This window comes from Paracoccus beibuensis (assembly GCF_026162625.1).
Taxonomy (GTDB): Bacteria; Pseudomonadota; Alphaproteobacteria; order Rhodobacterales; family Rhodobacteraceae; genus Paracoccus; species Paracoccus beibuensis.
The window spans coordinates 1-12,776 of record NZ_JAOTBD010000005.1 but is presented as its reverse complement, the minus strand read 5'-3'; the positions used below and the strand labels follow the sequence as shown (position 1 = coordinate 12,776).

At 65.3% G+C, this 12,776-nt stretch carries 12 protein-coding genes, 1 tRNA gene and 3 pseudogenes; 6 read left to right on the top strand and 10 right to left on the bottom strand.

Going from position 1 to position 12,776, the window contains the following annotated elements; genetic code table 11:
• Positions 1 to 73: 73 nt before the first annotated feature.
• The 5 genes from OC159_RS05060 to OC159_RS05040 all read right to left on the bottom strand — a co-directional run bounded on the left by OC159_RS05060 (position 74) and on the right by OC159_RS05040 (position 2,260).
• Positions 74 to 247, bottom strand: a complete 174-nt coding sequence (locus OC159_RS05060; RefSeq protein ID WP_265500067.1) for a hypothetical protein — start codon at positions 245 to 247, stop codon at positions 74 to 76.
• Between the two features lie 198 nt (positions 248 to 445).
• Complete coding sequence (gene rpsO, locus OC159_RS05055; RefSeq protein WP_265500066.1) at positions 446 to 715, bottom strand: 30S ribosomal protein S15; 270 nt, start codon at positions 713 to 715, stop codon at positions 446 to 448.
• A gap of 132 nt (positions 716 to 847) precedes the next feature.
• The gene (locus OC159_RS05050) at positions 848 to 1,792 is read right to left on the bottom strand and encodes a calcium-binding protein (protein WP_265500065.1); all 945 of its coding nucleotides are present in this window, start codon (positions 1,790 to 1,792) and stop codon (positions 848 to 850) included.
• Between the two features lie 186 nt (positions 1,793 to 1,978).
• Positions 1,979 to 2,104, bottom strand: coding sequence for a type B 50S ribosomal protein L36 (ykgO, locus tag OC159_RS05045; protein WP_042245282.1), 126 nt, complete (start codon positions 2,102 to 2,104; stop codon positions 1,979 to 1,981).
• A gap of 81 nt (positions 2,105 to 2,185) precedes the next feature.
• Positions 2,186 to 2,260 (bottom strand) — tRNA-Val (locus OC159_RS05040).
• A 155-nt stretch (positions 2,261 to 2,415) separates the two neighbouring features.
• Here OC159_RS05040 and OC159_RS05035 point away from each other — a divergent pair.
• From OC159_RS05035 to OC159_RS05025, 3 genes are all read left to right on the top strand, one after another.
• A complete protein-coding gene (locus OC159_RS05035; RefSeq protein WP_265500064.1) occupies positions 2,416 to 3,279 on the top strand; it encodes an N-formylglutamate amidohydrolase in 864 nt (287 codons plus the stop codon).
• Positions 3,276 to 3,686: an NUDIX hydrolase gene (locus OC159_RS05030; protein WP_265500063.1), complete on the top strand. Its 411-nt coding sequence runs from the start codon at positions 3,276 to 3,278 to the stop codon at positions 3,684 to 3,686. Before OC159_RS05035 ends, OC159_RS05030 begins: the two co-directional genes overlap by 4 nt.
• Positions 3,687 to 3,851: 165 nt before the next feature.
• Positions 3,852 to 4,034: a hypothetical protein gene (locus OC159_RS05025; protein ID WP_265500062.1), complete on the top strand. Its 183-nt coding sequence runs from the start codon at positions 3,852 to 3,854 to the stop codon at positions 4,032 to 4,034.
• A 649-nt stretch (positions 4,035 to 4,683) separates the two neighbouring features.
• Here OC159_RS05025 and OC159_RS05020 read toward each other — a convergent pair.
• Together OC159_RS05020 and pyrF are read right to left on the bottom strand one after the other, a co-directional pair.
• Positions 4,684 to 5,379, bottom strand: coding sequence for a hypothetical protein (locus OC159_RS05020; protein ID WP_265500061.1), 696 nt, complete (start codon positions 5,377 to 5,379; stop codon positions 4,684 to 4,686).
• Positions 5,380 to 5,428: 49 nt separating this feature from the next.
• Complete coding sequence (gene pyrF, locus OC159_RS05015) at positions 5,429 to 6,115, bottom strand: orotidine-5'-phosphate decarboxylase (RefSeq protein ID WP_265500060.1); 687 nt, start codon at positions 6,113 to 6,115, stop codon at positions 5,429 to 5,431.
• 159 nt (positions 6,116 to 6,274) lie between these two features.
• Between pyrF and clpB the strand changes: the two genes are divergently transcribed.
• Positions 6,275 to 8,914 (top strand): ATP-dependent chaperone ClpB, encoded by a 2,640-nt coding sequence (gene clpB, locus OC159_RS05010; protein ID WP_265500059.1) that lies wholly within the window; start codon positions 6,275 to 6,277, stop codon positions 8,912 to 8,914.
• A 135-nt stretch (positions 8,915 to 9,049) separates the two neighbouring features.
• Here clpB and OC159_RS20085 read toward each other — a convergent pair.
• Positions 9,050 to 9,244 (bottom strand): annotated as a pseudogene (locus tag OC159_RS20085) (DUF2934 domain-containing protein); the annotation flags it as partial.
• A 243-nt stretch (positions 9,245 to 9,487) separates the two neighbouring features.
• Between OC159_RS20085 and OC159_RS05005 the strand changes: the two are divergent.
• A complete protein-coding gene (locus tag OC159_RS05005; protein WP_265500058.1) occupies positions 9,488 to 10,246 on the top strand; it encodes a sulfite exporter TauE/SafE family protein in 759 nt (252 codons plus the stop codon).
• Between the two features lie 327 nt (positions 10,247 to 10,573).
• Entirely contained in the window at positions 10,574 to 11,470 is an 897-nt protein-coding gene (locus tag OC159_RS05000) for a DUF305 domain-containing protein (protein WP_265500057.1), read from the top strand.
• Positions 11,471 to 11,548: 78 nt separating this feature from the next.
• On the opposite strand, the pseudogene OC159_RS04995 reads toward OC159_RS05000, so the two are convergent.
• Positions 11,549 to 12,340, bottom strand: a pseudogene (locus OC159_RS04995) (IS256 family transposase); the annotation flags it as partial.
• A 32-nt stretch (positions 12,341 to 12,372) separates the two neighbouring features.
• Positions 12,373 to 12,627: pseudogene (locus tag OC159_RS04990) on the bottom strand (IS3 family transposase); the annotation flags it as partial.
• Positions 12,628 to 12,776 lie beyond the last annotated feature (149 nt).

Genomic DNA, 12,776 nt, shown 5'->3' with positions numbered 1-12,776 from the left:
TGGACGGGCGATACAGGAAAATCGATGAATTGGAAAGGGCAGCGAAAGCGAGCGCATCAGCAGCGGCGGTGTTCTATTCGGAACGCTCCTCGGCGCTCTCGCGTGCCTCTTCCATCGCCTGCGGCTCGTCGCTTTCGAACCAGCCGCTGAGGAACAAGACCAGAACGAGGACAAGAAAGCCGCCAGGGATGGCCGCGTAGATCAGTGACCGCGGCATGCCGCGGCTTGGCTTGGGTTCCTTGACCATCTCGGCCTCCTTGGATCCATTTCAAGACCAACCGACAAAGGGCCCGGATGTTTCCGTCACCTGCACGATTGCATCGAAGAGCGGTGCCGGCTGTGCCTGCCGCGGCCACCGCCTGCGCGCGCACTACCGGCCAGCCGACGCGAAAGGCCCGCGACCAAGGATCGCGGGCCTCCGACAAAGTCTTGAACCGATCGGGTCTTAGCGGCGCAGGCCCAGCTTGCCGATCAGGGCGGTATAGCGGCCCTCGTCCTTGGCCTTCAGATAGTCCAGCAGCTTGCGGCGCTGTGCGACCATCATCAGCAGACCACGACGCGAGTGGTTGTCTTTCTTGTGCGACTTGAAGTGCTCGGTCAGGGTGGCGATGCGCGAGCTGAGGATCGCGACCTGCACCTCGGGCGAGCCGGTGTCGCCTTCCTTGGTGCCGAATTCCTTGATGACGCGGGCTTTTTCTTCAACGGTGATCGACATCGTGATCTCCTTCCGGATTGGGGTGATGGCACAGGCCGGGATGTCGTCCAGCGCAGGCCCATATGATCCGACAGGCCCTTCGGTCCGGCGGATGGGCGCCATTAGCCGAAGTGACGGGAAAAGAAAAGCCCCTCAGTCGCGGACGGCGACAAGAAGGACGTCCTCGGCCCGCAGGCCGCCCGGCGTCAGCAGGCGCCCGACAGGACTGCCGTTCAGCTCCAGCAGGAAAGTGCCGTCGTCGTCCTCGCGCAACGTCAGCCGGGCATCGCGCGCCACGTCAGCACCGACATGCAGCACCAGCTGGTCGCGGTCCGCGTCGAAATCGGCGATGACGGGAAATCCGCCGTCGGACTGGCGCAACTCGAACCTGTCGGCGCCGTCGTTCCCCGACACGAAGTCATGCGCGCCGGGCATCAGTGTGTCGTCGCCCTCGCCGCCGTTCATCCAGACCGTCTCGGGGCCGTCATGGCCGATCAGGACGTCGGCGCCCCGCCCGCCGTCCAGATCGTCCGTCCCGCCGGTCGACACCAGCAGGTCGGCGCCGTCGTGCCCTGCCAGGATGTCGTTGCCCGCCCCACCGAACAGCGTGTCGTCGCCGTCGCCGCCCATCAGCGTGTCGTCGCCGTCATCGCCGAACAGCAGATCCTCGCCCCCCTGCCCCGCCAACAGGTCGTCACCCGAATCACCGTTCAGGAGGTCGTTGCCGCCCTCGCCATAGGCGTCGTCGCCCTGAAGCCAATCGTTTCCGGCCCCACCGGCCAGCGAATCGTCGCCCAGCCCGCCGCGAAGGTCATCGTCGTCTGCGCCACCGCCGATCCTGTCGCCGCCGCCGGTCGGCAGGTCCGGGTCGTCGCCATCCACGACGGCCGCACCGCCCGGGACGGGATATTCCTCCTCGGGCAGGGGCAGGATCATCGGGCCGTCAGCGAGGCCGGTCTCGACATCTCCGGCGACGTCGCCATCATCCTTGGCATCGGGCGTGTCGTCGTCATCCGCGTCGCGGGACGAGGCGAGCCCGCCGACATCGACCACCAGCCCTGCCACCAGCGCACCCAGAAGACCGCCCAGAATAAGCATAGACCCACACCCTGCCATCCACCGGCCCATCACCGGCAGGGCTTCAGGATAGCGCAGCGGCAAAGTGCCGCGAACACGATTCTTAAGACTGCGTTAACGCCGTCCGGACATGAAAAAACCCGCCGAACCGGGCGGGTTGTTTCGCTTTCCATGACCTGCCGGTTTTCCGGCCAAGCCCGTTGCCGATCAGCCCTGGCGGGCCTTGAAGCGGCGGTTGGTCTTGTTGATCACGTAAATGCGGCCCTTGCGGCGCACGACCTGGCAGTCGCGGTGCCGGCTCTTGAGCGAGCGGAGCGAGTTGCGAACCTTCATCGGTCTTCTCCATCGTCGCGGCGCTGCGCTGCCGCCAGGAAAACGAAATGCCCCCGACGTTGGCCGGGGGCGGCGAAACAATGGTGGGCGGTACTGGGATCGAACCAGTGGCCACTACGATGTCAACGTAGTGCTCTACCGCTGAGCTAACCGCCCTCCCCTCTCGATGCCGTCGCGATTTCCTGTGAAAACCGTCCCGGCACCTCGTGGTTCGCGTGTCTATAACGGGGGTGTTCGGGGGATTCAAGACCTATCGGCAGGCTATTTTTCGGGTTTATATGGACCATGCCGCCGCGTGCCGAGGTCTGCATTTGTCCCAGCCCGACCTGCCCTACGTCCTGACCCGTCCCGACAGCTGGCAAAGCGGGGTGATCTTCGCGTCGCCCCATTCCGGCTGCGAATATCCCGACTGGTTCATGGCCGAAACCGCCCTGCCCATTCCTGTCCTGCGCTCTTCCGAGGACGCGTTCATCGACCGACTGATCGCCCCTGCGGTGGCGTGCGGCGCGGCGACACTGGCCGCGCGCGTGCCGCGTTGCATCGTCGACCTGAACCGCGGCCCCGACGAGATCGACCCCCTGGTCGTCAAGGGCGTGCCGCGCCATCCGTTGAACCAGCGCACTTTGGCGGGGCTCGGGGTGATTCCGCGCGTCGTATCGCAGGGCCGCGTGATCCACGACCGGCCTATGGACCGCACCGCGGCCGAGCGGCGGATCGACCTCTGCTGGCGGCCCTATCACCAGGCGCTGTCCGGCCTCATCGCCGAAGCACGGGCCCGATTCGGCCAGGCGATCCTGATCGACATGCACTCGATGCCTCATGACGCGCTGTCGCACCTGCAGGGAACGCCGCCCGACATGGTGCTGGGCAATCGCCACGGCCTGTCCGCCGCTGCACGCATCTCGGACGCGGTTTGCGAGGCGGTCGAGTCCGAGGGCTGGCGCATCCGCCGCAACTCTCCTTTCTCTGGCGCTTATATTTGCGCGGCCTACGGGCGGCCGGCGCAGAGCGTCCATGTGGTCCAGCTCGAGATCGACCGCTCTCTCTATATGGACGAGGCCAGCATCAAGCCGCGCCCCGACTTCCCGAAATTTGCCGACCGGATGGCGCGGGTCGTCACGCGGCTTGCCGCGTTGGACATCGATCGGTCAGGTGAACGCATCGCGGCGGAATGACCGCCTTCCACGGGGCCAAGCTGCTGCTGACGCACGAAAGTCGGATGCTGGTCTATCTGCGCGACGACCGGCATGGCCTTCCCTTTCCCGCGCACTGGGACCTGCCCGGCGGCGGGCGCGAGGGCGGCGAATCGCCCCTGGACTGCGCCCGGCGCGAACTGCTCGAGGAATTCGCCCTGCACCTCCCGCCCGAGCGCCTGTCCGGCCGCGCCTTCCCGTCCCACGCGAACCCGCGCCTGTCTTCCTGGCTCTTTCGCGGCACGCTGAGCGCCGACGACATCGCCGCGATCCGCTTCGGCGACGAAGGGCAGGAATGGCGGCTTATGCCGGTCATCGAGTATCTGGACCACGCAAGATCCATCCCGCATTTCTGCAGTTGGATCCGCGCGCTGACCCTGAGTGCTTGATCCCGCGCTTCAATGGCACGGTCCTTTTTCCTGCAATGCACGGCGGCATCAGGGGCCGGGTTCGCCCCGCGAGCGCCATGATCAAGCCATGGAAAGGCCACTGGTTCGCGTGACCATTGCGAGGGCAGGCCGACATGGCAGCATCGCTCACTGGTATCGTTCGCGATGTCGGCCCGGGACCCGGAAGCCGAGGAGGGCCCGAGAGTTGTCGGGCGGTCCTCTTTCTTGTGGCCCGAGGACGGTCGTGACGGGCGCAAGCCGCCGATGGCCGAGGACCTTGGCGGTGCGCCGAAGAAGCCGCGCCCGACGATCTGGAGTGAGGCCGGAGGCGACAGCCACGGGATCTAGACGACACATATCATCGGCCGGCCAAAGCTGTTCGACCCAAGGGCGTGTGGCATGGGTGGGTCTGGAACCGACGGGTAAATCCGCGATATCTGGCGCCCCCAACCTGTGCAGGCTGCTCGGCAGCGCCCACGCACGGCTGGAGTCCCTGACTGACCAACGATCACAAGAAGGCTGATCGAGTGGCATTTGCCATGCGTACAGCCGGGCGTTCATGCCGCCTTCGGCGCGACCTGCCAGGCGTCCGCTCCCACTTTCACTGCCCAGATTGGATGCTGCGCGGTATGTCTTCAGAAAAGCCACGTCAATCACGTCGGCATTCTCTTTGAGGCGTGCCGCTGCGAGACGGCCGCTTCTAGGCAAGAGCCACCGATCGTGAAGCTCCTTGTGACGGGCCGGGCCTCAGGGGCATCACCCTTGGGGTTAACGGCAATCCAAGGCAGATTGACCCGTGGTTTGCCTTGCGGCATCGGAAAAGCCGGCTCAAGACCCGCCATCTGTGCATCGTTCGGCCAAATAAGATCGGACATGCCGCCGCGCTGCTTTCCGTTGTTGAAACATGCAACGCAGCTGCGATCGACGGGCACAAAGCATAGACCAAGCCATGCGGATTCTTCTTGAATCCGATCAACCAGATGCCGGGAATGAACCGCTAGATAATTCGCGCCACGCCGTGCACCAGGGGCCTCAGGCTGTCGCCCTTGACCGCCCAGCTTGTCGCGAAGGCGAAAGAGGCCACAGTTTCAAGCCAGAAGACCGGGCGCAGCGTCGCCAGCCTTTCATCGAGTCCCGTCAGGTCGAGGATGCCGATGGCGGCGATGCTGCCCAGGATCAGCCAGCCGCAGATCCGGTAGATCCGGTTCGAGGCGCGCTTCTCGGTCCCGTCGACCTGACCCTTGACGAACAGCTTCAGGCAGAAGACGGCCAGCGCGCCGAAGAACACGCCTGCGGCGAGGAAATGCACGGTTGCCGACAGGACGGGACCCAGCAGGCACTGCAGCGCCGTGCAGCTGTGGGCGGGGCCGGTCGTCGGCAGCAGCGCCACCAGCGCGATGGCCACGGCAGCGGTGCGCGCCATGCGTCGGTCGGTGATCCATTCGCCCGCATCGGGGCGAAACCCCTCGTAGCTCCATAGAAAAACCGCCTGCGCGATCAGCGTGCCGACGAAGATCTCTCGCATGGGGGAATAGTAATAGGCCGAGATGCTGGTCCTCAGCCCGCCCGGCTCGAACAGCGAGGCAACCAGCAGCGCCACCGGCAGGAAGAAGCCAAGGGCCCCGATCGCGCGGCGCACGGACAGGAAGGACAGGACCAACTGGTTCGCCGCCTTCTGTCCTTCGCCCTGCATGCCGTCCTCCGTCACGTTTCCGGCCGGCTGACGGCCGATCGGGCGCGGGTCAATGCGAGCGGATCTCGGCCAGGATGGCCTCGGCCGCGGCGCGGGGATCGCCGGCCTGCCAGACGGGGCGGCCGACCACGATGTGATCTGCACCCGCGGCGATGGCGCTGGCCGGTGTCTCGACCCGCTTCTGGTCGCCAAGCGCCGCGCCCACGGGCCGGACCCCCGGCGTCACGATCAGCCGCGCCTCGGGCAGGGCGCGGATCGCCTGCGCCTCGCGCGGGGAACAGATGATGCCGTCGGCGCCGGCCTCGAAGGCGCGGGCGGCACGCTCGACCGTGATCTGGTGGACGTCGCCCGCCTGCATCAGCCCGGCATCGAGGTCCGCGCGTTCCAGCGAGGTCAGGACCGTTACCCCCAGGATCTTGAGGTTCGACCCGGCCGCCCCCTGCTTGGCCGCCCGCACCACATGCGGATCGCCGTGCACGGTCAGGAAATCCAGGTCGAACTGCGCCAGGCCGCGCACCGCCGCCTCGATCGTCGCGCCGATGTCGAACAGCTTCATGTCCAGGAAGATGCGCTTGCCGTGGTCCTGCTTCAGCTCGTTGGCGAGGGCCAGCCCGCCGCCGGTCAGCATCCCCAGCCCGATCTTGTAGAAGCCGACGGCATCGCCCAGCCTCTCGGCCAGGTCCAGCCCCGCCAGCGCGTTCGGCACGTCCAGCGCCACGATCAGCCGGTCATCCATCGCCATTCCCTCTTGCCGCGAAATCGGTGCCTTATGACACAGCCGCAAGGCGCTTGAAAGCGTCCGGAAAAAACCCAAATTTGCTTCATCAGACCCGGACCGGGGTGTGCCGCAAGACAGGCGCCTGCCACTCGGGGGCTTAACCAAGGAGATATGCCGATGAACATGGACAAGTTCACGGAACGGTCGCGCGGTTTCCTGCAGGCCGCCCAGACCATCGCGATCCGAGAGAATCAGCAGCGCGTGATGCCCGAACATCTGCTGAAGGCGCTGATGGACGACGACCAGGGGCTGGCATCGAACCTCATCACCCGGTCGGGCGGGGACGCCCGGCGGGTGAAGGAGGCCGTCGACCAGGCCGTCGCGAAACAGCCCAAGGTGACCGGCGGCAGCGGTCAGGTCTATGTCGACCCGTCGCTGGTCCGCGTCCTGGACGAGGCCGAGAATGTCGCCAAGAAAGCAGGTGACAGCTTCGTTCCGGCCGAACGCGTGCTGATGGCGCTGGCGCTGGCGAACACCCCGGCGCGCGATGCGCTGACGGCGGGCGGCGTGAACGCGCAGGCGTTGAACGCCGCGATCACCGACATCCGCAAGGGCCGCACCGCCGATTCGGCCAGCGCCGAGGACAGCTATGAGGCGTTGGAGAAATATGCCCGCGACCTGACGCAAGCGGCGCGCGACGGCAAGATCGACCCGATCATCGGCCGGGACGAGGAAATCCGGCGCGCCATGCAGGTGCTGTCCCGCCGCACCAAGAACAACCCCGTCCTGATCGGCGAGCCCGGCGTCGGTAAGACCGCCATTGCCGAAGGCCTGGCCCTGCGCATCATCGACGGCGACGTGCCCGAAAGCCTGCGCGACAAGCGGCTGATGGCGCTGGACATGGGCGCGCTGATCGCAGGCGCGAAGTACCGTGGTGAGTTCGAGGAGCGCCTGAAGGCCATCCTGAAGGAGATCGAGACCGCCGCCGGCGAGATCATCCTGTTCATCGACGAACTGCACACGCTGGTCGGTGCCGGAAAGACCGACGGCGCCATGGATGCCGCCAACCTGATCAAGCCTGCGCTGGCGCGGGGCGAGCTGCATTGCGTTGGCGCCACGACCCTGGACGAATACCGGAAGTATATTGAAAAGGACGCTGCCCTCGCCCGGCGCTTCCAGCCCGTGCTGGTCGAGGAGCCGACGGTCGAGGACACGATCAGCATCCTGCGCGGCATCAAGGAAAAGTACGAACTGCACCATGGGGTCCGCATCAGCGACGCTGCGCTGGTGGCGGCGGCGCAGCTGTCGCACCGCTACATCACCGACCGTTTCCTGCCTGACAAGGCCATCGACCTGATGGACGAGGCGGCAAGCCGCCTGCGGATGGAGGTCGACAGCAAGCCCGAGGAGTTGGACCAGCTGGATCGCCAGATCCTGCAGTTGCAGATCGAGGCCGAGGCGCTGAAGAAGGAAGATGATGCGGCATCGAAGGACCGGCTGGAGCGGCTGGAAAAGGACCTGTCGGATCTGCAGGAGCGCAGCGCCGAGATGACCGCCCGCTGGCAGGCCGAACGCGACAAGCTGGAAGGCTCTCGCAACCTCAAGGAACAGCTTGACCGCGCGCGGGCCGAGCTGGACCAGGCCAAGCGCGAAGGCAACCTGGGCCGCGCGGGTGAACTGTCCTATGGCATCATCCCGCAGCTTGAAAAGAAGCTGGCCGAAGCCGACGGCTCCGACGGCGACGGGTTGATGGTCGAGGAAGCCGTCCGCCCCGAGCAGATCGCCGAGGTGGTCGAACGCTGGACCGGTATCCCCACCGCCAAGATGCTGGAGGGCGAACGCGACAAGCTGCTGAAGATGGAAGAGCAGATCGGCAAGCGCGTGATCGGCCAGGCCGAGGCGGTGACGGCCGTCAGCAACGCCGTCCGCCGTGCCCGCGCGGGCCTGAATGACGAGAACCGGCCGCTTGGCTCGTTCCTGTTCCTCGGGCCCACCGGCGTTGGCAAGACCGAGTTGACCAAGGCGCTGGCCGAATACATGTTCGACGACGACAGTGCGATGGTCCGCATCGACATGTCCGAGTTCATGGAAAAGCATTCCGTGGCCCGGCTGATCGGTGCCCCTCCGGGCTATGTCGGCTATGACGAGGGCGGCGTGCTGACCGAGGCCGTCCGTCGGCGTCCTTATCAGGTGATCCTGTTCGACGAGGTCGAAAAGGCCCACCCGGACGTCTTCAACGTGCTGCTGCAGGTGCTGGACGACGGTGTGCTGACCGATGGGCAGGGCCGGACGGTGGACTTCAAGCAGACGCTGATCATCCTGACCTCGAACCTGGGGTCGCAGGCGCTGTCGACGCTGCCGGAAACGGCGGATGCGACGGATGCGCGGCATCAGGTCATGGAAGCGGTCAGGGCGCATTTCCGCCCCGAGTTTCTGAACCGCCTGGACGAGATCATCATCTTCCGCCGGCTGAGCCGCGCGAACATGGACGGGATCGTCACGGTCCAGCTCTCGCGGCTGGAGCGTCGCCTGGCGCAGCGCAAGATCACGCTGGAGCTGGACGACGATGCCCGCAAATGGCTGGCCGACCAGGGTTACGATCCGGTTTTCGGGGCGCGGCCGCTGAAACGTGTGATCCAGCGCGCGCTGCAGGACCCGCTGGCGGAACTGCTTCTGTCGGGCGAGGTGCTGGACGGATCGACCGTGCATGTCGGCGCAGGGCCAGACGGGTTGATCGTCGGCAACCGCATCGGCCGCCCCGGCCCCCGGCTTGGCGCGGTGGGCGAAGGCCCCCGCCCCGACGTCTCGATCCACTGACGCGAAGGCCCCGGAGAGATCCGGGGCCTTTTCGCTGCCGTCAGAAGCCTGACGGCCTTCGGCTTGCGCCCCGCGGCTTAGACTGACCGGCCCCCCTGGAGCGGAAGACTGTGCCTCCTCCTCTGCGGCTATGTCGTGCTCGGCCTGCGACCAGTGCTGGGCATCCTGCCCCTCCGGGCGGCCCGCCTGCTCCCACAGAGCGTGCGCCCGGTCCCGGACCCGTTGCGTGCGTTCGTCATTCGTGATGAGTTCTCCTTCTGCCGTGGTGGACAACTGATGCCTGTCAACGCGGTCAGCGGGGTCGCCACCGTCTGAACATTTGCACCTCATCGTGGCAGAGATAAGCGATGCAGCCAACGGCTTCTCTGGCGCACCAGTCGAGAAGCATCAAGCTGAGGCTGAGTGGCTGGCTGACGCGGTCGGCGGACCGCCCATGTTTCCCGCGCCCTTGGTATTACTTGAAACTTCGCTTCTGAACGTGCTCAAGAGCACCAGCCAGCTTTGCCCACCATGAACGCAGGATGCACCTGCCGGTAGCCCCGTGAGCCATGCTTTTGAGAGAGATACAGCCCGATGAACTTCGCTGATGTGCTGCTGCTTTCTGGATCCGGTTTCGTGGCAGGCGCGATCAATGCGCTGGCTGGCGGCGGAACCATCTTCACATTTTCCGCGCTGCTCGCCATCGGACTTCCGGCAGTGACTGCAAATGCAACCAGTGCGGTCTCTGTCCTACCGGGGCAAATCGCCTCAACCTTCGCCTATCGCCGGGAGATCGGCAGGGCATTTCGCAGGCTCCTCCCGTTCTCGCTGGTCTCCGCGGTCGGCGGCATCCTCGGTGGCCTCCTCCTTCTCAACACGGATGAGGGAGCGTTCCGGGCGCTCGTCCCGTTCCTGATCCTTTTTGCCACCGTCCTGTTCATGATCGCCCCACGTATCGCAAGCCTCGGGGAGCGCATGGCGTCTCGTCGCCAGACGAATGCGCCAGGGCCGCTTGCGACGGGCCTGCAGGGCCTGGTCGCGATCTACGGGGGCTATTTTGGTGCCGGGATGGGGATCATGATGCTTGCGTCTCTTTCGCTTACCGAGGGACGCGACTTCCACGCCCTCAACGCCGCCAAGAACTGGCTGGCCTGTATCATGCAGGGCCTCGCCGTCATTGTGTTCATAGTCTCGGGAGCCATCGACTACGGCGCGGTTGCCATTGTGGCCATGGCAGGCATCCTCGGGGGCTGGGGCAGCGTGGCTGTCGGCCGGCTCGTTCCGCAGCACATCATCCGGCAGTTCGTCATCGCAACGGGACTGGCGCTTAGCACATGGTATTTCGTCGCCTAGGCGTTGTCCTTGCTGTCGATGGGGGGAGAGCGCTGAGTCAGCCTGATGCGGGCGGGCGGCGCTCTCCGCCGTCGCAGCCCGGCCGGATCAGGCGGTGGAGTGAAAGGGGAATGTCGGTTTCGAGCCCCAAACTGATTACGTTGCAGGTAGAGGCCTTTGGAGTACCAGCATCGGCTGGTCCGTCACGACCGGCCCCCGGGCGGTTCGCACCGCAATAGCGCCGAACGGCCGCTGTGTTCATGACTTTTGCCGGGCTTTTGGAACCTCACCTCGGCGAGGCCTCTTGTCTCCTAGTTCTTGAGGGCTCGAAAGGGAAAGGTGGTCCTTATGTCCTACTGGCGCTTCGCCGCAATGATCGCGACCTCGACGGTGGTGATGTTCGGGCTGATGTATCTCAACACCTACGCCTTCGAGCATGTCTTCTTCAGCGAGACCCGGACCTACATGGCGCTGCTGATGGGCGCGGTGATGGCCGTGATCATGCTCAGCTTCATGCTGTCGATGTATTCCAGCAAGGCAATCAACGTTGCGATCTACGTGGGCGCCGTCGTGGTCTTCGGCGTGACACTCTGGCTGATCCGCAGCCAGGAGACGGTGGACGACACCAGCTACATGGCGGCGATGATCCCGCATCATTCCATCGCGATCATGACATCGGAGCGGGCGCAGATTGAAGACCCGCGGGTGCGCAAGCTCGCCGATGAGATCATCGCCGCACAGCGCAAGGAAATCGGCGAGATGCGCCACCTGATCGCCGATATCGAAGCAAACGGTGTCGCTAGCGTTTCGTCCTTGGGCGAAGCCAAAGTGCCCGCCGAGGAGGGCACCGTCGAGGAGGCGCTTGGCTCTGCGCAGCTGGCCAGTCTCGACCCGGCCGGTCTGACGCCCGATGAGATCGAGACTGCTTTGGAAAGCGAAGCGACCTGCGCTTTCCGCCGCACCGACGAAGGCGAACCGGTGCTCGCCATGGCCGGCGGGAGCGGCGCGATCAAGCTGTCGGGCGTGCTGATCCCGCTCACCGCAGGCGCGCCGATCGCGGTCGAGACGCTGGAGGACGGCGCGCGGCTCGTCGCCGAGGGCGTCGAGATTTCCGTGATGCCCGACCCAGGCGCCGACTGGACCGACACCGATAGCAGCCTGCGCCGCGCCGAAGCCGAGATGACTTTTCATCTCGAGCAGGGCCTGCGGGTAGGCTATCGGGGGTTCATGGACTGTGCCCCGTAACCCATATCGGGGTTAGGCGCAGCGAAGGTCGGTTCGCCGCCCGAGGAGCTATGCGGGAATTTGTGTGACGCGGCCTAATCAAGCGGCGCGATTTTCGGCGACGCTGGCGGCGACACCGTCGGTGAATGTGACGCCTTTGATGACCAAAGGCAACTGGTTCGCGCCCTTCAGGCGGCGCCACGCTTTCGCGGCAGCCTGAACGAGCTTGAACACCATGAGCTTCGCCGTCTTCTGCGAGAGCGCGCCCTTGGTCCGGACGGTCCGGTGCCGAACGGTGGCGAAGACGCTCTCGATCGGGCTTCCCGTGCGCAGGTGATCCCAGTGATCGGCCGGGAAGTCGTAAAAGGCGAGCAGCGCCTCGCGGTCCTTGCTCAGGCAGGTCACTGCTTTCTCGTATTTGGCGCGGTATTTCTCGGCGAAAGTGTCCATCGCGGTTGCCGCCGCGGCGCGGGTCTCGGCTTGCCAGATCTCGCGCGGGTCGGCCTTCACCGCCAGCTGCATGGATTTCGGGAACTTGTTGAGCACGTTGGCAATCTTGTGAACCCAACATCGTTGATGGCGCGTGCCCGGGAAGACCTCGTCCAGCGCCTTCCAGAACCCCATGGCCCCATCGCCGACGGCGATCTCGGGCGGAACCGCGAGGCCGCGCGCCTTGATGTCGACCAGCAGCTCACGCCAGCTCTGCGCGCTCTCGCGCACGCCGACCCGGAAGCCGACGAGCTCCTTCTTCCCTTCGGGCGTAGCCCCAAGAATGACCAGCATGCATTCGGCCTGCGGCTCCATCCGAGCCTGTAGGTAGACGCCGTCCGCCCAGATGTAGACATACCGCCGGGCCGAGAGATCGCGGCGCTGCCAACGGCCGTATGGACCTGTCCCGGTTTCGTTCCGGTCAGGTGCTCATGTCAGGCGGCCCTTTGTTCGAAGACCACGGGCGATTTCCAGCTCAAGGCCGAGTGTTTTCGGCGCGTGTTGTGGAAGCCGTTGATGTATTCGAAGATGGCGATTTCGACGTCACGCCGCGCGTGCCAGTCGCGGCGCCAGACCAGTTTGGCCTTCAGCGATTTGAAAAAGTTTTCGACGGCCGAATTATCGTAGCAGTTGCCCTTGCCGCTCATCGATACCTTGAACCCATGACTGTGCAGGATCTTCTGGTAGGGTCGTGTCGCGAATGTGGTGGAAATTGCCGAGCAGCGGGCTCCGGGCATGTGAGGTTGGCTCCAGTCAGGCCGCGAGGTCAAGAGACATCGGCTCGAGAGGCTGAGAAAGCGTTTCCCGGCGGTCGATCTTCCGCATCTGGATCTGGCCG